General features: G+C 57.8%; 22 protein-coding genes. 7 read left to right on the top strand and 15 right to left on the bottom strand.

What is annotated here, in order from left to right; translation table 11 throughout:
- Positions 1 to 100: 100 nt before the first annotated feature.
- The 14 genes from M9Q49_RS08850 to M9Q49_RS08785 all read right to left on the bottom strand — a co-directional run bounded on the left by M9Q49_RS08850 (position 101) and on the right by M9Q49_RS08785 (position 13,831).
- Entirely contained in the window at positions 101 to 889 is a 789-nt protein-coding gene (locus tag M9Q49_RS08850; protein ID WP_254508358.1) for an OmpH family outer membrane protein, read from the bottom strand.
- A gap of 762 nt (positions 890 to 1,651) precedes the next feature.
- Entirely contained in the window at positions 1,652 to 2,008 is a 357-nt protein-coding gene (locus M9Q49_RS08845) for a DNA polymerase ligase N-terminal domain-containing protein (protein ID WP_254508357.1), read from the bottom strand.
- A 28-nt stretch (positions 2,009 to 2,036) separates the two neighbouring features.
- A complete protein-coding gene (locus M9Q49_RS08840; RefSeq protein WP_254508356.1) occupies positions 2,037 to 3,377 on the bottom strand; it encodes a prolipoprotein diacylglyceryl transferase in 1,341 nt (446 codons plus the stop codon).
- Positions 3,378 to 3,389: 12 nt separating this feature from the next.
- Positions 3,390 to 4,262: a pantoate--beta-alanine ligase gene (gene panC, locus M9Q49_RS08835; RefSeq protein WP_261365036.1), complete on the bottom strand. Its 873-nt coding sequence runs from the start codon at positions 4,260 to 4,262 to the stop codon at positions 3,390 to 3,392.
- Between the two features lie 131 nt (positions 4,263 to 4,393).
- Positions 4,394 to 5,143 (bottom strand): 2-amino-4-hydroxy-6-hydroxymethyldihydropteridine diphosphokinase, encoded by a 750-nt coding sequence (gene folK, locus M9Q49_RS08830; RefSeq protein WP_254508354.1) that lies wholly within the window; start codon positions 5,141 to 5,143, stop codon positions 4,394 to 4,396.
- Between the two features lie 683 nt (positions 5,144 to 5,826).
- Positions 5,827 to 6,459, bottom strand: a complete 633-nt coding sequence (locus M9Q49_RS08825; RefSeq protein ID WP_254508353.1) for an IS630 family transposase — start codon at positions 6,457 to 6,459, stop codon at positions 5,827 to 5,829.
- Positions 6,420 to 6,767: a hypothetical protein gene (locus M9Q49_RS08820; RefSeq protein ID WP_254508352.1), complete on the bottom strand. Its 348-nt coding sequence runs from the start codon at positions 6,765 to 6,767 to the stop codon at positions 6,420 to 6,422. Before M9Q49_RS08820 ends, M9Q49_RS08825 begins: the two co-directional genes overlap by 40 nt.
- Positions 6,768 to 7,003: 236 nt before the next feature.
- Positions 7,004 to 7,813: a carbon-nitrogen hydrolase family protein gene (locus M9Q49_RS08815; protein ID WP_254508351.1), complete on the bottom strand. Its 810-nt coding sequence runs from the start codon at positions 7,811 to 7,813 to the stop codon at positions 7,004 to 7,006.
- A gap of 116 nt (positions 7,814 to 7,929) precedes the next feature.
- The gene (locus M9Q49_RS08810; protein ID WP_254508350.1) at positions 7,930 to 9,033 is read right to left on the bottom strand and encodes a glucose 1-dehydrogenase; all 1,104 of its coding nucleotides are present in this window, start codon (positions 9,031 to 9,033) and stop codon (positions 7,930 to 7,932) included.
- Between the two features lie 134 nt (positions 9,034 to 9,167).
- A complete protein-coding gene (locus tag M9Q49_RS08805; RefSeq protein ID WP_254508349.1) occupies positions 9,168 to 9,713 on the bottom strand; it encodes a hypothetical protein in 546 nt (181 codons plus the stop codon).
- 31 nt (positions 9,714 to 9,744) lie between these two features.
- Positions 9,745 to 10,566: a tetratricopeptide repeat protein gene (locus M9Q49_RS08800; RefSeq protein ID WP_254508348.1), complete on the bottom strand. Its 822-nt coding sequence runs from the start codon at positions 10,564 to 10,566 to the stop codon at positions 9,745 to 9,747.
- Positions 10,567 to 10,569: 3 nt separating this feature from the next.
- Positions 10,570 to 11,019 (bottom strand): acyl-CoA thioesterase, encoded by a 450-nt coding sequence (locus tag M9Q49_RS08795; protein WP_254508347.1) that lies wholly within the window; start codon positions 11,017 to 11,019, stop codon positions 10,570 to 10,572.
- 1 nt (position 11,020) lies between these two features.
- Complete coding sequence (locus M9Q49_RS08790; RefSeq protein ID WP_254508346.1) at positions 11,021 to 12,328, bottom strand: lactate racemase domain-containing protein; 1,308 nt, start codon at positions 12,326 to 12,328, stop codon at positions 11,021 to 11,023.
- Between the two features lie 45 nt (positions 12,329 to 12,373).
- Entirely contained in the window at positions 12,374 to 13,831 is a 1,458-nt protein-coding gene (locus M9Q49_RS08785) for a leucyl aminopeptidase (protein WP_254508345.1), read from the bottom strand.
- Positions 13,832 to 14,020: 189 nt separating this feature from the next.
- On the opposite strand from M9Q49_RS08785, the gene M9Q49_RS08780 reads away from it, so the two are divergent.
- The 5 genes from M9Q49_RS08780 (at position 14,021) to M9Q49_RS08765 (ending at position 18,718) form a co-directional block, all read left to right on the top strand.
- Complete coding sequence (locus M9Q49_RS08780) at positions 14,021 to 14,254, top strand: addiction module protein (RefSeq protein WP_254508344.1); 234 nt, start codon at positions 14,021 to 14,023, stop codon at positions 14,252 to 14,254.
- On the top strand, positions 14,251 to 14,550 hold the full coding sequence (locus M9Q49_RS35960; protein ID WP_390843642.1) for a type II toxin-antitoxin system RelE/ParE family toxin: 300 nt from the start codon (positions 14,251 to 14,253) through the stop codon (positions 14,548 to 14,550). Before M9Q49_RS08780 ends, M9Q49_RS35960 begins: the two co-directional genes overlap by 4 nt.
- Positions 14,551 to 14,669: 119 nt before the next feature.
- Complete coding sequence (locus tag M9Q49_RS08775; protein ID WP_254508343.1) at positions 14,670 to 16,748, top strand: FAD-dependent oxidoreductase; 2,079 nt, start codon at positions 14,670 to 14,672, stop codon at positions 16,746 to 16,748.
- 89 nt (positions 16,749 to 16,837) lie between these two features.
- Positions 16,838 to 18,430, top strand: coding sequence for an aldehyde dehydrogenase (NADP(+)) (locus M9Q49_RS08770; RefSeq protein WP_390843640.1), 1,593 nt, complete (start codon positions 16,838 to 16,840; stop codon positions 18,428 to 18,430).
- A gap of 69 nt (positions 18,431 to 18,499) precedes the next feature.
- On the top strand, positions 18,500 to 18,718 hold the full coding sequence (locus M9Q49_RS08765) for a hypothetical protein (RefSeq protein WP_254508341.1): 219 nt from the start codon (positions 18,500 to 18,502) through the stop codon (positions 18,716 to 18,718).
- A 46-nt stretch (positions 18,719 to 18,764) separates the two neighbouring features.
- Here M9Q49_RS08765 and M9Q49_RS08760 read toward each other — a convergent pair whose 3' ends face one another.
- Positions 18,765 to 20,228: a nicotinate phosphoribosyltransferase gene (locus tag M9Q49_RS08760; protein ID WP_254508340.1), complete on the bottom strand. Its 1,464-nt coding sequence runs from the start codon at positions 20,226 to 20,228 to the stop codon at positions 18,765 to 18,767.
- 193 nt (positions 20,229 to 20,421) lie between these two features.
- On the opposite strand from M9Q49_RS08760, the gene M9Q49_RS08755 reads away from it, so the two are divergent.
- Complete coding sequence (locus M9Q49_RS08755; protein ID WP_254508339.1) at positions 20,422 to 21,090, top strand: 7-cyano-7-deazaguanine synthase; 669 nt, start codon at positions 20,422 to 20,424, stop codon at positions 21,088 to 21,090.
- Between the two features lie 24 nt (positions 21,091 to 21,114).
- Positions 21,115 to 21,516: a 6-pyruvoyl trahydropterin synthase family protein gene (locus M9Q49_RS08750; protein WP_254508338.1), complete on the top strand. Its 402-nt coding sequence runs from the start codon at positions 21,115 to 21,117 to the stop codon at positions 21,514 to 21,516.
- Positions 21,517 to 21,541 lie beyond the last annotated feature (25 nt).

Here is a 21,541-nt window from a genome sequence, read left to right as displayed (position 1 = left end):
GACCAGCCGCAGGAAGATTTTCCAGAGCCAGACCACGCGATACCACCGACCACGGTTTGCAGGATTCCGGGCCGGTGAAAGTGACTACGTCCAACCGCAGTTACCGGGGCCGGTTCGGCTGAACTGGCTGACCATTCGGTCCTGGAATCTGCGGACGGTTGTTGAAGTTGTTGTTGGCCTGCGGGCCCGTCGCGCCACCGGCCGGAGCTGGCGGGTTGTAGGGAGGCACACCGCGGTTGAGTTCCACCAGCAAGTGCTGCGTCACGTCGAGGCCCGGGTTGTAGTACACAACCGCGCGGTTCACGCCTTGCAGCACGCTGTTGCGATCGTCTTCCTTCATCTCGTCGCTGTTAAAGCGGAGAACCATCATGATCTGGTTCTGCTGAGCGAAGATCGCAACCTTCTGTTCCAGATCGCGGTAGACGTTGAAGTAGACGCGAGCTTCGTTTTCGAGGAGCTCTTTCTTCTTCAGGCCGACTTTGACTTGCAGGTCGGAAGTCAGGCGAGCGGCCTCTTCTTCCTTTTGCTTGTATTCGAGCGAACCGGCTCGATAGCTCTGCAGGGCTTCGCCCATGGCCTTGAGCTTGTTGGTTTCGTTCTTGACATAGCCATCGAAGTCTTCGATGTCTTTCTTGATGTCGCCCATCTGCTGATTAAAGCGATAGTGACCCTTGAAGACCTTGGCGATGTCGATCACCACGATCGGCGTGGCGGCTCGTGGTCCCGCGGCGGGAGCTGTTGCTGCCGGAGCGGCAGCGGCCGGCGGGCGAGCGCCGGGAGCCATGCCAGGAGCAGCACCAGGTGCACCACCAACTTGGGCAAATGCGGCGGCCGGGATCAAACAAAACATGACGCCTGCCACAAACGTGGCGGGAAAGCAGACTTTCACGCTCAGCACTCCTTGCTAATTTTTCGGTCGTCCTGACCAGTGCGAATCGAGGCTCTCATAGCCGGCGGTTTCGCACGCCTGGGTTCGGGTTTTTGGGGGACCAGCCCCGAATTGCTGGAACTCGGGAAGGTTGCGGCTGCCCTTGAAACATTGGCAGGGCGGATTGTGCCGCAATCTCTCGAATGGGTAAAGGTCAGAAGTTTACGCCTACTGACCTACGCTGACCGAGGGGCCATGGTTCGCCATCTTCCCGCCGATTTCGCAGGCATTTCCGCACGTGAACGACGCGCAAAATCCCGCTAGCGATCGACAGCCCTACGGTTGCCTCCCCAGTATCGGCAAACTTTGACGGCTGGGATGAGTTTTCCGTCAGAAAAATGAGAATTCATGGATGCAACCTGACCCGGACTCCAAAACCCTCAGTTCAGGGAGTGGTTATATAACAGGCAATCTCATTTCCAAAATACCGTAACCCTCTATTCCAGCATCACTTACAGCAAAAGAGCGCCAGCAGCCTATAACCTTTTATCACACCTCTCCGCCGCGTGATAACCGCCGCCGGGCTGTTCGATAACGACCGGCGGAACTTCGAGAACGCGGATTTCGCTCGTTCACACCCAAGAAATAAATCAACACGTTGATTGCAACTCCAACCAACGTGCGCAATGAAAACTACCGACTTGTCAATGACCTGAGAAGCACTTGCCGAATAAGTGTATACAAATGGACACGCCAGGTCAAATACGAATCGCCGGCACAAAGTCAGGCAGTCAACTGCACCAGCCAGGCCCCAGCCTGTCGTCGCAGCGCAAGCTCTCCCGAAAGCTCCATGCTCGTCAGCCGTACGCGCACTTCCGCCTCATCCCGCCGGAGCCATTCAAACGTCCCTGCTGCCACACGCTGTACTTCGCCGCGATTGTTTGAGATCGGCCCTTCGTACGTGAGATAGTCGCGACGGTGCGGCGGCAACTGTTCCGCCGGTTGCTCGCGCGAACTTGGAATTTTCGCCACGGCCCAGGTCAGCAAACCGCCCGGGCCGTCCTCGAGCATCAGGTCGAAGTGATCACCCCGGCCTGACTCGGCGGGGAGGCGATGATGGAGAATCACGAATTGCGGCATCGTTCACAAACTCGTTTCGGCCACGAACTCACGCAACGGCGAGGCGTTTCGCGGGAACGACGCTGCCGCGCGGTTGGTTTTCGACATACCACCACAGGGCCAGGCCGATGAGAAACAGGCCGATGCTGACCCACTGTGAAATCGTCAAGCCCGTGCCGAACTGGCCACCCTCGTCGACGCGGACGATCTCGAGCAGAAATCGCGACATGGGATGGAGCGTGAACATCAGCGCCGTCACTTCGCCATCGTGGCGACGGAACGGATAGAACGCCCACAGCAGCAGCGCCAGCAAGCCGGCATCAACGGCAGCATAGACCTGCGCGGGATGCACCGGCGCACTGCGCGGCGGCGGCCGGTTGAGCGTCCAGCGCTTGATCATGCCGTTGGCGAATTGAATTTCCACCGCAGCATCGCTTTTTCGCAGTTGCTCCTGAGCGTCGCTGAGCGATTCCACCGCCTTGCCGCCAATTTTGGTAATGACCTCTCCCACCTTCACCTTGGAAGACGAAGCAGCCGAGTTCGGCGCGACATAGGCCACAATGATTTTCGGCGGCGGCAGATCCGCAGCGTTGGTCAGAGCTTTTTTTTGCTTGTCGATTTCTTCTTGCTTCAGCCAAACGCCAGTTCGCCAGCCTTGCATTTCTTGCTGTTGATACGGCGGACTGCCGGCGGGAAAGGTCACGGCTGGCGGTTCCAACGTACAAAACCCGCCGTAGCAACAGCCGTTCATGAAGCAACCCATCCGGCCGATCGCCAGCCCCATCAGCAAGCTCGGCGCGGTGATGTCGGCAATCACCAGCGGCGGCAACTTGCGGCTCCACAAATACCACACGCCGACGGGAAACGAGCCGAGCACCGCGCCATAAACAACGAGGCCACCTTGCGGCACGTTGGCGATTTTTTGCAAGGTCCCGACGATGCTTCCCGGCACCCAGAATTGGTTGAAATACTGAATGACGAAAAAAGCCCGCGCGCCGACAATGCCCGAAATCGTCATCATCATCGCCAGCGTATAAATCACTTCCGGATCGATGCCCATCTTCCGCGCGCGATAGGCCGCCAGCAGCACACCGCTGATCACGGCAGTCACCATGAACAGCCCATACGTGCGAATCGGCAGACCTACGTTACCCGCCTCGTCCTTGACCAGCAGGTTCGGCAGCACGAAAACAATGCCGACACCGACGAGACCGATGTAGGGGAGCAGCCCGTACCAATCAAGCGCACTCTTCGACCAGCGCGACCAACCAATGACGAGACCGACAGCGATCACCAGCCACAAAATCAACAGCCAGCCGAAGCCGAAGACCTGCAGATGTAACGGATCGCCGGGGATGAATTGAGGAACAAGAAAAAGAGTCGAGCGCACGGGATTCCGTTCCTATTCGTGGCGAGTGGGAGAGAGAAGGCAATTGTCGATCAACCGCGTCTTGCCGATTTTCACGGCGAGCAAAATGACCGTGTTCGGGCCGATTGCGTCAACCGGTTCAAGCGTCTCGGCATCGGCGATGGCAACGTAATCGATGTGATCGACTTGCGGCTGCAGCGTTTCGCCAATCATGGCTGCGAGAGTGACAGCACGCTTCTCACCGGCGGCAACTGCAGCCTGCGCCGCGTTTAAACTTTGGGACAACGACAGAGCCCGCTGCCGCTCTTCTGGCGAGAGATAGCGATTGCGCGAACTCATCGCCAAGCCATCGACTTCGCGAATGGTCGGCCCGATTTTGATTTGCATGCCGACATTCAGATCGCGGGCCATCTGCTGCAGAACGGCCGCCTGCTGAAAATCCTTCTGGCCGAACACCGCAACATCGGCGGGGATCATGTTGAACAACTTCAGCACGACCGTGCACACACCGCGAAAATGCCCCGGCCGGCATTCCCCTTCCCAGCGCTTGGCCACGGCGGGTGGATCGACCTCGGTCGAATAACCGGGCGGATAAACCTCATCCTTACTCGGCACAAAGACGTATTGGCAACCGGCTTCTCGCAGTAACTGCAAATCGCGCTCGAGCGTCCGCGGATAGCGAGAAAAATCTTCCTGTGGGCCGAATTGCGTCGGATTTACGAAAATGGTGGTCACGACCCGATCGCAACTTTTCTGCGCCATTCGCACCAGGCTCAGATGCCCATCGTGCAAAGCGCCCATCGTCGGCACCAGGCCGACGCGCAGTCCCTCGCGCTGCAAGCGGCGAACCTCTGCGCGCATGCTGGCTGCTGTTTCAATAATCCGAGGTTGAGATTGTTCCGCCAAGACTCTGCCCGCCTTTCGCGCCTAAGCAACCCGACGATTGTCCCAAATCAGCCGCCAGGCGCTAGCCTCCGGCTCGGTCGGTGCAAACTGCCAAGCCGTGGCTTGCACCCGCTGATGAGACAAATTCGATTTTATTCCATCGCAGCCATTGCGGCGATGACCTCTTGCCGTGCTTGTTCGAACGAGGCGCCAGCAATCCACAGCATGGGCGGCGAATCAGGGCGGCGACGAATTCGACGCAGCCGCGAAAGACTCGGTGCATCGGCCGGATGCCAGACAACCACCAAACGCGGCTTTACTCCGCCGTGCAACTCGCGGCGCGATTGCTCATCGAAGTCCACAAGCGCCCACTCTGGAGAATGGTCAATCCGCAATTCGGATTCCGACAACCCCGGTGACAGCGCGATCTCAGCCGGCAGCTTGCAAATATTTTCCAGCAATCGAGCGATCGTCCAACCATTGATCGGATAGACCATCTCCGCCGCGATCTCGTTTGCCGGTTCCAGAACGAACCGCCGAAATGACATTCGCGGATGCGGCAGGGTCAATTCAGGTGATTCCAGTTCCAGTTTGTCATAGAGCAGCAGATCGAGGTCTATCGTTCGCGGCCCCCAGCGTTCCGTGCGCACGCGACCGAGTTCGTTTTCGATCCTCTGCAGTTCGGCGAGTAGTTGCTGTGCTGATAACGAAGTCTCGATCAGCGCTGCCGCATTGAGAAACGGATCTTGCGCCGCAGGACCACCGACCGGTTTTGTATCGCGAAAGGAACTTTGCGCGAGAAGAACCGTTTGGGGAAGAGAACTCAGGCTCCGCAGCGCCGCTTGCAGATGCGCGCCGCGATCGCCGAGATTCGAACCCAAACTGAGCAAGCAATTCGCCATCAGCGAATTTTAACACTGATAACAAAAACCATGGGGGGGCCTCCGTTCCTCGACTAGGTCGCCGACTGTCGCTCCAACATCAGTCGCCGGCCCCCAGTAGCTTTGCTTTTGAGTCGGATCTGTTTCTTAGCGAGCGTACCCGCTGGTCTGATTGCTACGGAAACAACACGATCGCAGTTCCATGCCCAAGGTGTGAGCGATTGCGCGTGGTGCTTCCACTGGCTGACCTGCCGGCAATACGTGACGAATGATGAAGGAGTGCGCCGCTCAACCAAAGGTTAGCGATAAGACCGGCGAATCACGATTCGGGATGATCAGTTCCGAGCGTTGGTCGCAGGCAAGTTTGCGGGCACTATCAACTCAGGCTTAGATGCCTCTTCATCATCGTATCGAGCGTATTGTTCCGGCAATCGATCCGACTTGCGACATTGTGCGAAGTCGCGGGCCGTTGTCAAGCAAGGATGCCCGCAGAATTTTTCTTGCAGCTAGCAACAAGCAAACCGCGAAGTCACACGGAGATGAGCTGCAGAATTATTACTGTTAATAACAAGTTATTGTTAATAGTTACTGTGTATGTGACGTGTATCTGGTGATCCGTGAAATTCTAGTTAGCGATCGATTCCGTACGCATTTATCAAAGTTGTTCGCTGCCGTTTAGCCACCAGCTTTAGTGCGTTTCCATCTTAGGTGTAGCGGTAGCCGCAGTGCTTGAAGTAGTTGCGGCACTCCTGCTCGGTGAATTCATCGAGCAGTGTGCCGCATAGCTCCCAAAGTTTTTCGACGGTGCGTCGCGCGCCATCGCGCAGTAGCTTTTTGAACTTCGCGAACGCCAGTTCGATCGGGTTCAAGTCGGGTGAGTACGGCGGCAAGTAACGCACCTCGGCACCTACGGCTTCAATCGCTTCGCGGACGCCGGCCACTTTGTGGCTGGAGAGATTATCCATCACGACAATGTCGCCAGGCCGCAACACCGGCGATAGTTCTTTCCGCACCCAAGAAAGAAACAGCTCGCCGTTAATGGCTCCTTCGACTGTCAGCGGCGCGATAAATCCTTCGGCTCGCATCGCACCGAGAAACGTCGTTGTTTCCCAACGGCCGCTGGGAACTTTTTCGATCAGTCGCGTACCAATGAGCGAACGCCCATAGGTCCGCGTCATACAAGTTTTGGCCCACGTTTCATCGATGAAAACTGCTTTTTCGGGAGGAATGGTTTGCTGCTCAGCGCGCCACTTCTCGCGCTTCTCGACAACATCCGGACGATCATGCTCGCTCGCAATCAGCGTCTTTTTTTTCGCGTGAGCTCGAGCGCGCGACACGCATTGCAGATCGTCATCAAACAAACTTCTTCGCCGCGCTCGGCCTTGAGTTCCGCCTGCAGCTCGCGCAAATAAATGTCCGGCTGAGCCGTGACTTTCGCCACCAACCAATCGCCCCACGCCTTCCACTCGGGCTGCCGCGGCGCTGCCGTCTTCGGGCCAAGCTGATTCGATTCGCGACGCTGCTGCTTCACGCGTCGCACCCACGACTCCGACACGCCGTAGCGTACGGCGACGATGCGTGTGCCCTCGCCAGCATCGCAAGCGGCAAGAATCTCGGTGCGAATTTCCACGGCAATCGGTTCCATCAGACCACACCTCCTTGAGATGATCCCTAAGTTACCGACCTTGCCCACCTGGCGCTAGATGGGTCATGGAAACGCACTAGCTGGTGGCTTGCAGCGAAAAATGCATGCGGCTTTAGCCATCCATCGGCGCGCGAGATCAATGGCTAAAGCCGGTCACTCTTTGATTCAACACCACCAGCTGAAGCTGGTGGCTAAATAAACGACCGATTCTTATTCGCAACCTGCGGTCTAAGTGCCTACAAGATGCGATGCTGCAGCGCCGGCAACTTGCGGCGGACATCGTTCAGCACCTCTGCCGAGAGTTCTGCCGTGATCACGCCCGGTTCGCCATCCGATCCTTCGGCCAGCACACGACCCCAGGGATCGACAATCAACGAATGGCCGTAGCTGACGCTCCCTGGCGCGTGCTCGCCAACTTGGTTGGCAGCGATTGCGTAGCATTGGTTCTCTACCGCCCGCGCACGGACTAGCAGATGCCAGTGATCGCGGCCCGTCTTCTGCGTGAAGGCGGCTGGAATGCAGAGCAACTCGGCGCCGCGACGGGACTGCTGGCGATAAAGTTCCGGAAACCGCAGGTCGTAACAAATCGACAAGCCGACGTTCGCCAGCGGTGTTTCGACATAGCCGATATCTTGACCGGGAAGGAGGTTGTCGGATTCCTTGACCCGCAGCGTTTCGCCGAGATCGACGTCGAAGAGATGCATCTTGCGGTAGCTGCCGCGAACTTCGCCGGCGGGATCGATCGCCAGGCTTGTGTTGAATGCTTTGCCGTCGCGGCCCACTTCCGCAAAACTGCCGCCGATCAGCCAGGCATTCGATTCCTGGGCCAGACGTTTTAGTAGCGTTGCCGTCTCCCCCTCGAGCGATTCTGCTTCAGCAGCCGCTTTTCGCAAATTGCCGTAGAGGTTGAAGAGTTCCGGCAGGACGATCAGCTCGGCTCCGCCGGCTGCCGCTTTTCTGACGAGCGTTTCGACTGCCGCCAGATTCGCACGCTTGTCGGTGGAGGCACACAACTGCACGGCGGCGACGCGAATCGTTGCTTTCATCGGCCTACCTAAAAAAGTAGGACGGACCATTGGTCCGTCCTGGAGCTGCTTTCGATATCAATCTGCGATTCTTGCCGGAACTGCGCCGAGTACCACTTGTTCCGGCGTACGACGTATTACTCGTCGGCGACGTTGACGTAGACCTTGAGCGCTGCTTTTTCATTCGTCAACAGCTTCATCATCTCTTCGTACTTGTCGAGACCGTCGACGGGGTTCGTCAGGATCTGCTGCACCACGCCAGGGTACATCATTTCGCCGAGAGCCAGGTCGCGGATGCCCGATTCAAAGTGCTCGCGGTTGGCGTTCACGCTGCCGAGGAGCAGCTTGTTGCCGAGCACCCATTCGAGATTGATCTTGTCCGACTTCACTTCAATGGCCCGGTCGGCGCCGGTGATGCTCGTCCACACCAGCACGCCGTTGAGACCGAGGCACCGCATGCCGTCGAAGGCCATCTGGCTGCTGCCGGTGGCGTCGATGATGAGGTCGGGTTTGCCGACACTCTTCACGAGTTCGTCCATCGGTGTTTCGGAAGTACTGACGTAAGTCGCTTCGAGTCCTTGCACGATTTTGCTATTCAGCGTGCCGGCTTTCGAACGAGCCAGTGAATAGACTTCGAGACCGCGGAGCTTGAGGATGAGGGCCGAGAGCAAGCCGATTTGGCCAACGCCAAACACAAAGGCCTTCTTCGGGCTCCAGACGCGCATCCGGCGTTGCACTTCGTAGGCTTGTTGCACGGCTTTCGCGGCGCAGCTCATGGGTTCCATCAGCACATGCAAATGCTTGAGCCCCTTCGGCACCTTGACGATGTAGTCTTCGTGGTCGACGAAGTACTCGGTGAGGTAGCCGTGCAGCAGGTTGATGCCCCGCTCGTAGTAGGTCTCTTCGCTCGTCATGTCGTACGTGCCGATCATGTCGTAGATCGACTTGCCGGGACGACGGACGGTGGCGGTGACGTAATCGCCGACCTTGACCCGGTTCACAGCCTTGCCGACGGCGGTGACCACGCCGAACGACTCATGGCCAATAACCATGTGCTTGTCGCCGGGCGGGGCCTGGCCGTACAGAGCGTCGTTGATTTCGCGGTCGGTCGCATCAACGCCGACCTTGAGAACCTTGACCAGGATCCCCTTGTCGTTCGGAATATCGGTGACCTCGGGTTTGCGAATCTCTTCGAGGTGGACGCTGTTTTTCTGGCCTGGATAGACGGCGATGGCTTTCATTGGTGGCGCACGGCTCCGACGAGCGAAGAGGAATTGGCAACTGGAAAGCTCGAAATTTTAGCCAATTCGTGCCGATCTGACGAGGGCGTTAGCAATGCCTGAAACCGCCGAAAAATAGAGGATTGACGGTCGTCCTAAGATTTAAGCTCTTGAATCCGCTGGTCATTCGGAAAGAGTTTTTTGGCGACTTCGATCATTTGTTCCTCATTAAAATCGAGCCTGAGCTTGTCTGGGCGTGCGGTGCATTCCTGGCCATCGAGAAGCGCCACGATCGAATTGCAGTGCAAGCAGATTAAGAAGCGCAACGTGTGCTCCCCTTTGACGAAGTCGATTCTCACTGCGTATTCCGGCGCACAACCTGTCACGCCGAGAAACCTTCGCGGCAAGACGCTGGTGCGGAACTCGTCGCGAACTTCTGCCGGAACCGCTACCCGTCCGGCGATGACCGGAAAATCCTGAGTTATGCTGCGAACATCTTCCGGATGACTGATTCGATAAGCGAGCACTTGGTCCGACTTTTGAAATGCCTCGTAGCCCAACGAGCCTCCGATGAGTTCTGGCACATCAGCGAGACCTTTCGTGTCTGCTGCAGACCTGCGTTGCCAGGCACGCGCCACAATCACAACCAGAACAGCCACGAGCATTGCCAACAGAAATTCACGTATCCCGATCCGCTTCATAGGCCACTTCCTTTTGGGCAATAAGCGCAAATTAAGCTGAATTCTGTTTCTGCTCGACCCGCCGGATGCATTTTTGCAGGAAAGCAAAATCCTTCGCATCCCACAATTCCCGCAGTTCGGCGGCCTCTTCGTAATGGTCGAGGGCTTCGTTCCAATCGCCTGCTTCTTCGTAGGCGAGCGCTTGCTGGCGGAGGTACTTAGATTTTTCCTCTTCTCGGCTGGAGATGATTTTTCGCAGCCGAGCTTCGGCCTCTGGTTTGGCGAGCGACTTAGCGGTCGTGAGAAATTCGACGGCGGCAGCAAAGGCCTGCTTGCGCAGATCGGCGGTCGATTCTTCGTCCGGCCCCGGCAGGCTCCGTTCGTAGACTTCGACGGCTTGGACATACTGCGCATCGTTCAGCAGGCGTTTGGCAAGCAATATCCTGGTGGGGAAGAGTGCATCGAACTTGGCCAGGAAGACAATGAGAATCAGGAGCCCGATCAGGCCCGGCGGAATTCGATAGCGCAGCGGCGGATGCAGGCGGGCATATTGATCCTTGCCGAGCATGCGTTCCAGGTCGGTGCGAGTGATTTCCAGAATGTTGTCGCCATCGAAGAGCACGTACCGGCCGTGCCAGTTCGCAAAGGAACCGTACGAACTCCCCACGAAGGCACATCGCCACGCAAAGCCGACGGAAAAATCGAGTTCGGTGTGTTGCTTGAGAATCGCCTTTTCCGCCGCTGGCACTTCGGCCACAGGCGCAATCACTTCATCAATGCCGAAGCGAATGGGGGCCGGTTGCGGCTGAGCACTTGCCAGTCGTCCACCGACGAGGGAGAGCAGAACTCCGCAGCAGCAGGCGAGCGTGCGCATGATCTAGCCATCCGTTGCAGAAACGACAAACGGTGAGAGCTTGGCGCGAAACCATTCGGGGATTGCCACCGACTGCGGAGGTTGGCCGGCGATGATCCGGCAGCAGACGCTGGTGATTTCGCCGGTCGCGAGTTCCTTGCCGCCGAGCACAAAGCGGAACTGATAATTCGCACTCTTCTCGCCGAGGCGGCCGATGGTCACTTCAATCTCGAGTACATCCTCGTAACGCGCCGGCACGCGAAAGTCGCAATCGGCATGCACCCGCGGCCAACTGAGTTTGCCGCCGCCAGCCTTGGCGACATCGTCCGCCATCACGACGCTCAAGCCGAGCGAGCGAAGCAAATCGTGCTCGGCTTGCTCCATGAAGCGGAAGAACGCCGAGAAATGCATAATGCCGGCCGCATCGGTATCGCTGAATTCGACACGGCGGGTGGTGCGAAAAGGAGTGGTCATATTAACCCGCACCAAAACCCGTCTTGCGATTGAGTAGCCGATCCTTCGTTGCCCACAGGCCCGCCGACGGCGTGGGGATGAAATAGATCCGCTCACCGTTGACGTCGTTAAAGCCTTCCTTGAGTTGGCCGATCGGATACTTCAGCAGCATCTCGTCTAGATTCGCGTAGCCGAACTTCACTTGCTCGACGTCGGCCTTTTCCAAGTGGCCTGGAGCGTACGTGATCTTGAAGCGGCCTTCGCTGCTGCCGTGAATCAGGTGCGCACTGGCGTGGGCCAGGTCCTGCATATCGGCGTTCTTCTTGTAGAGTTCCATCACCTGCGGCGTGCCACAGTAGCCGTACTTGCGGATGAGAGCATCGACGTCGGGCTGTTCGCCGAAACGCTTGAGGCCCGGCGCGAGAATTAGCAACTCACCGCCGTCGGCGAGCGCCATGCGTGTGCGATAGACGGCTTTGTTGGCGACCCAAGTGCTGAAAAACTCGTCGCCTTGCATGACGCAGACGACTTTTTTCAGCGGCTCGTCGAGCGTGGTGATGTTTTGGTCGCGGGCCTGACGTGCTGCGCCGAGATACGTTTCCAAATCGTCGCCGACAAAGACGCCAGTGTGCACAAGGTGGCCGGCAGGGTTGCGAGCAAGCGTGACCTGCACGTAGAAATCCGGCAGGGATTTCAAGTAAGTGTCTTCGGCATAGTTGAAGCACTGCCGCACCGGCGTAAGGAGATTGCCGAGGTTGTTCTCAATGCCGCAGCAAGCCGCGGCCATGTGCGACGTGCAAATCAGATCCTTACCGCCGAGGCCGATGAAGTAGTTCTTGTTGTGATTCGCAAAGCCGAGCACTTCGTGCGGCACGACGTGACCGATGTTGATAATGAGATCCCACTTCTCCTTCATCAGCATCGAGTTGAGCCACAGCGGAAAGGCCCAATCGGCAGCCCCGCCGGTTGTCTCCTTCACATAATCGGCCGGCACTTCGCCAATCTGCACGCAGCCGTCGCGCCAGTCGTGCGCGTGAATCCGCTCGTGCGGAATCTTGCCAAACATCTGCGCGTTTTGCTCGCGGGTGTGCGGCTCGTGCTGGCCGAGCGTGGGAATAACATGCACATCGGCCGTCGGCGACAGCAGGTTATAAAACGCCTCGGTGATCCAACCGGCGCCGGAGTGCATCCGCGTGATATCCGGCGGCAGCAGCAGCACCCGCTTCGGATCTTTGCAGATCCGCTGCTTCGCTTCATCGAGCGTTCGATCGATGAGCGCAACAACTTCAGCACGGGAAATTTCAGCGGCGGATTTAGTGAACCAGGGCATGGGAATAAGAGGGATGAAGGGTTGAAGAGAGTAGGGAACTCAGCGTTACGTTGCTCGTCGGGCAATCTCAACGAGCGTGCGCACACCAAAGCCAGTGCCGCCGGCGTCGAGCCAGGGTTTTTGGCCGTCGAGGAACGCGGGGCCGGCGATATCGAGGTGAACCCACGGTTTGCCGTTGACGAATTCTTCCAGGAACTTGCCAGCCGTGATCGCGCCGCCCCAGCGACCATCGCCGGTGTTCTTGATGTCGGCAACTTCACTGCGAATCTGCTCGCTAAACTCGGGGAACATCGGCAACGGCCAGAGGGCTTCGCCCACAGCATCGCCCGACGCTTTCACTTCATCGGCCCACGTTTGATCATTCGTCATCAAACCGGCGATGTCCGTGCCGAGGGCGACAACGCACGCGCCGGTCAGTGTTGCCAAATCGACGATCTTCGCCGGCTGGTGCTGCAGCGCGACATCGAGCACATCGGCCAGAACGAGACGACCTTCGGCGTCGGTGTTGAGCACTTCAATCGTCTTGCCGCTGCGAGCCCGCAGCACATCGCCGAGCTTGAACGCACTGCCGCCGAGCATGTTTTCGACCAGGCCGCACAGCCCGATCACATTCACTGGCAGTTTCAGCTGCGCGATCGTTTGCATGGCGCCGACGACGGCGGCAGCGCCGGCCATGTCGCACTTCATGGTCTTCATGCCGTCGGTCGGCTTGATCGACAGCCCGCCCGAATCAAATGTCACGCCCTTACCGACGAAAGCGATCGGCGCGGCCCCCTCCGGTCCACCGTTGTATTTCAAAATAACGAGTCGCGAGTCGCGATCAGACCCCTTGCCCACGGCCAGCAAGCTGCCGCAGCGTTCGGCTTCCAGACGCTGCTTGTCCCAAACTTCAATCGCCAGTCCGCTCGCTTCGGCGACGCTCACCGCTTCATTGGCAAACGTCTCCGGATACATATCGCCTGGCGGTTCATTCACCAATCGCCGCGCGAGGTTCACACCGTCGGCCAGGCTCTCGCCGCGAGCAATGTCAGCGGCAGACACATTCGCCCAAGCAACCTGCGTGAGAGGAAAGCGATTCTTCTTCGCGCGATACAGATCCTGTCCGACGCAACCAACCAAGCTGCCGCATACGCCGCTCTCGACAAGTTCGCTCGACCAGCGATCGGCAAGATAGAACGCAACGAGGCCGCGCTCTTTCCCCGCCACGGCCTTAGCCGCTGTCGCTGCAGCTCGAAAGGCGCCGCTGCGATCGAGCGCCGAACGAAGCCCCAAGCCAATAAGCGTCACCTGCCGCACTTTCAAGCCGCTCGGAGCATACAGCGTGACCAATTCACCCCGCTTGCCGCTCAGGTCTTTTGTCTCCTGCAACCGCGTCAGCATGCCTTGCGTGGCCCGGTTGAGTTCTTCGGCAGCGCCGCTCAGCGGTTCGTCGGCATAGAGGCCCACAACGAGTGTATCGGCCTGGAGGTTGGTCACCGACTCGTGAATTGCCTGCACGGTCATGAACGTCATCCAATCTTTGGAATGTGTCGAACAAGTTTTCGCCAGCGTGGATTTTAGCGATGCAGCGGCAGATTGGCAGATGGGGGAAGGAGTTGGTCTGATCGCAAGTGGGAGGTAGAATTGGTGAGGAAAACCGATCAGGAGTATTGCGGCCGAAGAAGTGGCCAAAGCCCCTTATGGAGACTCAAGGTGTCTAACTTCGATTTGGCAAGTTTTGGAATTGACCGCTTGAATCGTGATGAACGAATTGAACTCGCCTCAGCGATCCTGCAATCAGTTGTTGAAATTCCAGACAAGCAAGAACTACCTCCTTGGCTGATCGCCGAACTTGACCGGCGAATGGACGCCTATGAAAAGGATCCTAGCCAAGCTCGGGCTTGGGACGACGTATTCGCTGAACTTACTGCGAAGTATGCAGAATGAGCCGCAAGTCAATCATCATGCCAGGCGCTGCGCGCGACTTGGACGAGGCCAGGGACTGGTACGACGAGCAATCGTCAGGACGGGGGTTGCTGTTCCTAAAGGCCGTCGAACAGAAAGTTGAGTTTGTCCGAAATAATCCCGAACTTTTTGCCATTCAGCATCGCCGAGGAAGAGTCGCCAAAGTTGACCGGTACCCGTACATCATTGTGTTCACGATAGACGGCAATTACGTAGTGATATTTGCAATCACTCATACTTCACGTGCTCCTGAGACGTGGCAAAGCCGAATTCCCTAGTCGTTGATTGCCCTCCGCCAAATTCCCCGCCGCTCCCGCCGTCGCTATAATTCGCAATCCCGCACACCTGACCTTGTTTCGTGCGGCATTGTCGAATCCTCCCCGCTGCGGACGCTCTCATGAATGTGACTCGTTGCCTGGCCGGCCTGTTGATTTTGTCATTGGTCCTTTGCGCCGTTACGCACGCAGCGCCGACGACGGCGGGCTTCGACATCATTGTTTATGGCGGCAGCGCCGGCGGCGTGGCAGCCGCTGTGCAAGCGCGGCGGATGGGAAAGACGGCTGCGATCATCGAGCCCGGCAAACACCTGGGTGGTTTGACGAGCGGCGGTCTCGGCGCGACCGACATCGGCAACAAAGCCGCCATCGGCGGCGTGAGCCGTGAGTTCTATCAGCGGGTTCGCAAGCACTACAACGATCCGAAAAGCTGGACCTACGAAAAGCCCGAGAACTACCGCAGCGGTCGCGGCACCGAAGGCGCCGTCGAAGATGCGATGTGGACGTTCGAGCCGAGTGTCGCCGAAAAGATTCTCCGCAATTGGTGTGAGGAAGAAAAAGTCACGGTCATCTACGGCAAGCGGCTCGACCTGAAGGATGGCGTGCAGAAGCAAGGCAATCACATCATTTCGATTCGTATGGAGAGTGGTGAGGTTTACGCAGCGCAGATGTTTCTCGATGCCAGCTACGAAGGGGATCTCTTCGCCTTCGCCGGCGTCAAGTTTCACGTCGGCCGCGAAGCGAATTCCGTCTACGGCGAAACGCTCAACGGCGTGCAGGTGAAGAATGCTCGTTCGCATCAACTGGTTGCCGGCGTCGATCCGTACGTGAAGAAAGGTGATAAATCGAGCGGCCTGCTGCCGGGCGTGCATGGCGATTCGCCCGGTGAGGAAGGCGCTGGTGACAAACGCGTGCAGGCCTACAACTTTCGCATGTGCCTGACCGATCGGCCGGAGAACAAAATTCCGTTCAGCAAACCCGAAGGCTACGACCCGCTCCGTTTTGAACTGCTGCTGCGCAACTTCGAAGCCGGTGAAACCAAAGCGCCGTGGGCTCCCACGCTCATGCCGAATCGCAAGACCGACGTGAACAACAATCACGGTTTTGCCAGCGACAACATCAACATGAACTACGACTATCCCGAAGCCGATTACAAACGGCGGGACGAGATTTTCAACGACCATCTGCTGTACCAGCGTGGCTTGATGTGGACGCTGGTCAGCGATCCGCGCGTGCCGGAAAAGATTCGGAACGAAGTGAGCCGCTGGGGCCTGTGCAAAGACGAGTTCGCCGAGCACGACGGCTGGCCGCACCAGATGTACGTGCGCGAAGCGCGCCGCATGATCAGCGACTACGTGATGACGCAAGCCGATTGCCAGGCTCGCCGCAAATGCGACGATCCGGTCGGCCTCGGCGCTTACAACATGGACTCGCACAACGTGCAGCGCTATGTCGACGAAAAGGGCCAAGTCCGTAACGAGGGTGACGTGCAAGTCGGCGTTTCGCCCTATCCGATTTCATACAAGTCGATCGTCCCCAGCGAGGACCAGGCCAGCAACCTGCTCGTGCCGGTCAATCTCAGCAGCTCGCACATCGCCTTCGGCAGCATCCGCATGGAACCGGTCTTCATGGTCCTTGGCCAATCGGCAGCCACGGCGGCCTGCATCGCCATCGACGACAAAGTGACTGTGCAGAAAGTTGACTACAAGAAGCTCAACGAACGGCTCCTCGCCGACAAACAAGTGCTGGTCTGGACCGGCGCGGTGAAGGGTTCTGCTGGCATCGACGTCAAGGATCTAAAGGGCGTGGTCGTCGATGACAACAAAGCCAAGGTCGTCGGCGATTGGGGCGTGAGCAGCGTAACTCCTGGCTTTGTCGGCACGCAGTACTTGCACGACAACAATGAAGAGAAGGGGCAACGAACCGTCACGTTCGTCCTGCCGATCAGCGAAGCGGGCAAGTACGACGTCCGCCTGTTCTACACGTCGAACGGCAACCGCGCGACCAACGTGCCGGTGACCGTGAAAGTCGGCGACAAGACGACCGAAGTGAAAGTCAATCAGCGAGAAAAGCCCAAAGCCGATAACTATGTCTCGCTCGGCAACTTCGAGGCAGAGAAAGAAATCATCGTCATCATCAGCAACGCCGGCACCGATGGCCATGTGATCGCCGACGCCGTGCAAGCCGTGAAACTGCCGTAGTACTCTTCCTGTAGCTGAATTCGCCAGAATTCAGTCGAACTGCAAATCATCTGAATTCTGGCGAATTCAGCTACTTCTCCATACTCAATATGACCATGCAACCCGTCCTCATCGCCGGTGAATGGCGAACCTCGATCTCCAGCGGCTCCTTCCAAGCCGAAAATCCCGCCACGCAAGAAAAGCTCGCCGCGCAGTTCCCTGTCAGCACCTGGGCCGATTGCGAAGCAGCGCTTGCTGCCGCAGCCACAGCGGCCGAAGAACTGCAAAAGTTGCCAGCCGAGCGCATCGCGGAATTCCTCGAAGCGTTCGCCAAGCGAATCGAGGCCCGCAAAGACGACTTCGTGAAAATCGCCAATCAGGAAAGCGCCTTGCCGGTCGCACCGCGCTTGGCGGATGCGGAGTTTCCGCGCACGACAAACCAATTACGCCAAGCCGCTGCCGCTGCTCGCGATGGCAGTTGGACACAGCCGACGATCGATGCCGCCGCGAATATCCGTTCGGTCCTCGCGCCGATCGGGCCAGTTCTCGTTTTTGGCCCGAACAATTTTCCATTTGCATTCAATAGCGCCGCCGGTGGCGATTTCGCGGCGGCCATTGCGGCGGGAAATCCTGTCATCGCTAAAGCGAACACGTCGCACCCCGGCACGACACAGCTATTTGCCGAAGAAGCTCTCGCCGCGCTGAAGGAGACTAACCTGCCGCTCGCCACGGTGCAGTTGATCTATCGCACCAGCCATGCCGACGGTGAAAAACTCGTCGCCGATCACCGCGTCGGCGCGATTGGTTACACCGGCAGTCGCAACGCCGGTTTGAAACTGAAGGCCGCCGCCGATGCTGTTGGCAAGCCATTTTATGCTGAACTTTCGAGCGTCAATCCGGTCGTCATTCTTCCCGGCGCTATCGCGGAAAAATCTGCCGACATCGCCGGTCAGTTCACCTCGAGCTGCTTAATGGGTGTGGGGCAGTTCTGCACCAATCCGGGCCTGATCGTGCTGCTTGCCAATCCGAATACGGAAGCTTTCATCAGCGAAATCACGACGAAGTTCGGCGCAGCACCGGTCGGCACCCTGTTGTCTTCGAGTGTCGCTTCTTCGCTAACGAAAGCGGTGACCACGCTTCAAAGCGCCGGCGCCAAGTTGCTCGTCGGCGGCACCGCGGGTGGCGGCAAAGGATACAGCCACGCCAACACGCTGCTGCGCGTCGATGGTTCGCACTTTGTGAAAAATGCCACCGCGCTACAGACCGAAGCGTTTGGCAATGCCTCGCTGCTCGTCGTTTGCGCAGATCTTGCGGAAGCTGCCAACGTGCTCCGACAACTCGAGGGGAACCTCACGGGCTGTATCTATTCCAGCAAGATTGTCAGCGACGATGCGGCCTATGCGCAGCTTGCGCCGATCCTGCGACAAAAGGTGGGCCGTTTGCTCGACGACAAGATGCCGACCGGCGTGGCGGTCAGCCCCGCGATGAACCACGGCGGACCATTCCCAGCGACGGGCCATCCCGGCTTCACCGCCGTCGGAATTCCGGCTTCGCTGCGTCGCTTCGCGGCGCTCCATTGCTACGACGGCGTGCGCGACAATCGCTTGCCTGCATCACTGCAGAACAAAAATCCCAGCGGCAAGCTCTGGCGGCAGATCAACAACAGTTGGTCGCAGGCGGATGTTTTGCCGTTGCCGCAATGAAGGCTAATTCCTTTATGGCAGCGGAGCGTCATTACTGACAAAGAATTTACCGATGAACTGCTTGCTGCATTGGTTTGGAAATTCACTGTTCCGGAATTACCGGTCGTAATTGTTCAACTTCCCTTTGATGTTAAGTCAATCCTGTTCGAGCGGCTGAACGAATTGCAGGAGATCGACTTCAGCTGGTTTCCAACATTTGTTGGTGGACGCTTGAGCGAAGCTCAGCAGCAAGAATTCAAGGCCGAACTAAAGAATCGCTTTGCTAATTTTGAGTCACTGTTCGAGTAACCATCGGCGTTCACTTCAGTACCTTTGGTGCCAGAAAAACTAGTTTTCATCTCTCTCGCGCACCGCGAATCATCTTTTCGCGTTGCGCCTGCAAGTGCGCATCGAGTCCGACCGGATACTCATGCGGATTCAAAAACCGCTTGCTGCCTGCGTTGAGTTTTCCAAGTTCGCTTTGCACACGCTCGCGAATGGTGGTTAACGATTCTGCTTCCACAACGCGCTGGCCTGCTTTCAACACGGGAATCAACACATCGCGCGCGACTGCAGCGGCGTCAATCTTTTTCTTTCGCAGCGGATCTTTCGGATCGATAATCGTTTGCTGTGAGTCACTCCCGAGGAGTTCGTCGTAGATCAAGTCGCCGATGTACTCGCCATCGTTTTCAAAGCGTTTCACTTGCAGGATGCCGGGAATGCTCGTCTTCACGACTTGCTCCGACAACTTCACCTTTGGCGACCAGCTATCGTCGGCATTCTGCAGCGCGCCGAGTTTATACACACCACCAAGTGCCGGCTGATCGTAGGCCGTGACCAGTTTCGTGCCGACGCCCCACACGGCGATCTTGGCGCCTTGTTGCTTGAGGCTCTCGATGATCTTTTCGTCGAGATCGTTCGAAGCGAGAATCGCCGCTTTGGGAAAGCCCGCCGCATCGAGCAGTTTGCGGGCTTCGATGCTCAAGTAAGCGAGGTCGCCGGAATCGAGTCGAATGCCGACCATCTCATGGCCACGAGCACGCAGGCGCTGGCCGACTTCGATCGCGTTCCGCACTCCGTCGAGCGTGTCGTAAGTGTCGACCAGAAACACACAGTTGTTCGGCAGGGCAGCAGCGTATTGTTCGAAAGCTTCTGGCTCGGTGTCGAACGACATCACCCAGCTGTGAGCATGTGTTCCCTTCACCGGCACGCCGTACAGTTTTCCGGCGAGCACATTCGACGTCGCCGCACAGCCGCCGATGTACGCGGCCCGGCTGGCAGCGAGTCCACCGTCGATGCCTTGAGCTCTTCGCAAGCCGAATTCAATCACCGGTTCACCGCGGGCCGCCGAACAAATCCGCGCGGCCTTGGTAGCGATCAGTGTTTGAAAATTAACGATGTTGAGGAGCGCTGTTTCTAGCAACTGACATTGCAAGATCGGTCCGGTTACGCGGAGCAGCGGCTCGCGGCCGAAACAGAGCGAGCCTTCGGGCATCGCGTGCACATCGCAAGTCAGTTGCAGTTCGGCGAGATAGTCGAGAAATTTCTGATCCGGAAACAGCGGCCCACCGTCGTTGCCGCGGAGCGTCGCGAGAAACTCGATGTCCGATTTGTCAAACCGAAACTCAGACAGAAAATCTAGCGCCGGCTGCAAACCAGCCGCAAGCGTGTAACCACCCGAGAAAGGTGGCGAGCGAAAGAACAGATGAAACACGGCCCGCTGCTCGGCCCGACCGAGCTTCCAATAGCCATAGGCCATCGTGAGTTGATACAAATCTGTCAGCAGCGCGAGGGAGGCGTTGTACAACAGCTGGTTCATATGTCTGCTAATCCTTTGTGTTAGTGTATTATTAACACCACCACAAATCAAGGCCTTTTCGCGGCCGGCAATCGGTCTCTGGCAGCTGGCCGCAATTCGCAGCTCCACCTGCCCGCACATTCGGTCGGCGAGATAGAATAAGACACCTGCTCATCGCCGTCACTCGCCGCACGCACCTTCCCATCACTGCCTCATGATTTCTGCTTCTGAAACAGCGACCGTCGGCGTGATGGCTAGCGGGGGCCTTGATAGCTGCATCCTGATCGGCGATTTGCTGCGACGGCAGCATGCCGTTCAGCCGTTTTACATCCGCACGGGACTAACCTGGCAAGCGGCGGAGTTACCCGCACTCGATCGATTTCTGCAAGCGATTCAAACCGAGAATCTTCGGCCGCTGATCGTGCTCGACTTACCCCTGAATGATTTATACGTCGGCCATTGGAGCCTGACGGGCCGCGGCACCCCCGATGCAACTTCGCCCGACGAAGCGGTATTTCTGCCTGGTCGCAACGCACTGCTGCTGATCAAAGCGGCGATTTACTGTCAGTTGCACGGCATCAAGCAACTCGCGATCGCGCCGCTCGGCACAAGTCCCTTCGAAGACGCCGGCCCGCAGTTCTTTCACGAGTTTCAAGCCGCCATGAACCGCGGCGTCGAGCGCCAGGTAGAATTGCTCCGCCCCTTCGGCGAAGCCAACAAACAACAAGTGATGACGCTCGGCGAATCACTGCCGCTCGAGCTGACTTTTTCCTGCATTCATCCCGTCCGCGGCCTGCATTGCGGGCGCTGTAACAAGTGCGCCGAACGGCAGCACGCTTTTGAACTAGTCGGGCGCACCGACCTCACGCCCTACGCCTCGTAATCTCTCCTTATCAATCGAGTACCGATGTTTCGAGTCACGCGCGAAATCGATTTTTGTTACGGCCATCGCCTGCTTAACTACGACGGCAAGTGCAAGCACCTGCACGGTCACAACGGCCGGGCGATCATCGCCATCGAAGGCGAAACGCTCGACGAGCGGGGCATGGTCCTCGATTTTTCGGATATCAAGCGCGTCGTCAGCACGTGGATCGATGAGAACCTCGATCATCGCATGCTGCTGCATCGCGACGATCCGTACGTGAAAATGTTTCAAGGCCTCGGCGAGCCGCTATTCCTGATGGATCAGAATCCAACAGCGGAAAACATCGCCAAGCTGATTCATGAATTCACGGCGAGCCGCGGCTTTCCCGTCGTCGAGACGCACCTGTGGGAAACGCCGAAGTGTTTTGCGACTTACCGGCCGTAGCCCTATGATGATTCGCTTCGAGCCC

It is taken from the genome of Anatilimnocola floriformis (genome assembly GCF_024256385.1).
In the GTDB taxonomy this organism is placed as follows: Bacteria; Planctomycetota; Planctomycetia; order Pirellulales; family Pirellulaceae; genus Anatilimnocola; species Anatilimnocola floriformis.
This window is presented reverse-complemented; position numbering and strand designations above follow the sequence as displayed.

Coding starts and splice junctions, on each gene's coding strand:
- M9Q49_RS08845 (WP_254508357.1), bottom strand. CDS start 2,008: ATGCCGCAATTCGTGATTCTCCATCATCGCCTCCCCGCCGAGTCAGGC.
- folK (WP_254508354.1), bottom strand. CDS start 5,143: ATGGCGAATTGCTTGCTCAGTTTGGGTTCGAATCTCGGCGATCGCGGC.
- M9Q49_RS08820 (WP_254508352.1), bottom strand. CDS start 6,767: ATGGAACCGATTGCCGTGGAAATTCGCACCGAGATTCTTGCCGCTTGC.
- M9Q49_RS08815 (WP_254508351.1), bottom strand. CDS start 7,813: ATGAAAGCAACGATTCGCGTCGCCGCCGTGCAGTTGTGTGCCTCCACC.
- M9Q49_RS08810 (WP_254508350.1), bottom strand. CDS start 9,033: ATGAAAGCCATCGCCGTCTATCCAGGCCAGAAAAACAGCGTCCACCTC.
- M9Q49_RS08805 (WP_254508349.1), bottom strand. CDS start 9,713: ATGAAGCGGATCGGGATACGTGAATTTCTGTTGGCAATGCTCGTGGCT.
- M9Q49_RS08800 (WP_254508348.1), bottom strand. CDS start 10,566: ATGCGCACGCTCGCCTGCTGCTGCGGAGTTCTGCTCTCCCTCGTCGGT.
- M9Q49_RS08795 (WP_254508347.1), bottom strand. CDS start 11,019: ATGACCACTCCTTTTCGCACCACCCGCCGTGTCGAATTCAGCGATACC.
- M9Q49_RS08790 (WP_254508346.1), bottom strand. CDS start 12,328: ATGCCCTGGTTCACTAAATCCGCCGCTGAAATTTCCCGTGCTGAAGTT.
- M9Q49_RS08785 (WP_254508345.1), bottom strand. CDS start 13,831: ATGACCGTGCAGGCAATTCACGAGTCGGTGACCAACCTCCAGGCCGAT.
- M9Q49_RS35960 (WP_390843642.1), top strand. CDS start 14,251: ATGAGCCGCAAGTCAATCATCATGCCAGGCGCTGCGCGCGACTTGGAC.
- M9Q49_RS08775 (WP_254508343.1), top strand. CDS start 14,670: ATGAATGTGACTCGTTGCCTGGCCGGCCTGTTGATTTTGTCATTGGTC.
- M9Q49_RS08770 (WP_390843640.1), top strand. CDS start 16,838: ATGACCATGCAACCCGTCCTCATCGCCGGTGAATGGCGAACCTCGATC.
- M9Q49_RS08760 (WP_254508340.1), bottom strand. CDS start 20,228: ATGAACCAGCTGTTGTACAACGCCTCCCTCGCGCTGCTGACAGATTTG.
- M9Q49_RS08755 (WP_254508339.1), top strand. CDS start 20,422: ATGATTTCTGCTTCTGAAACAGCGACCGTCGGCGTGATGGCTAGCGGG.
- M9Q49_RS08750 (WP_254508338.1), top strand. CDS start 21,115: ATGTTTCGAGTCACGCGCGAAATCGATTTTTGTTACGGCCATCGCCTG.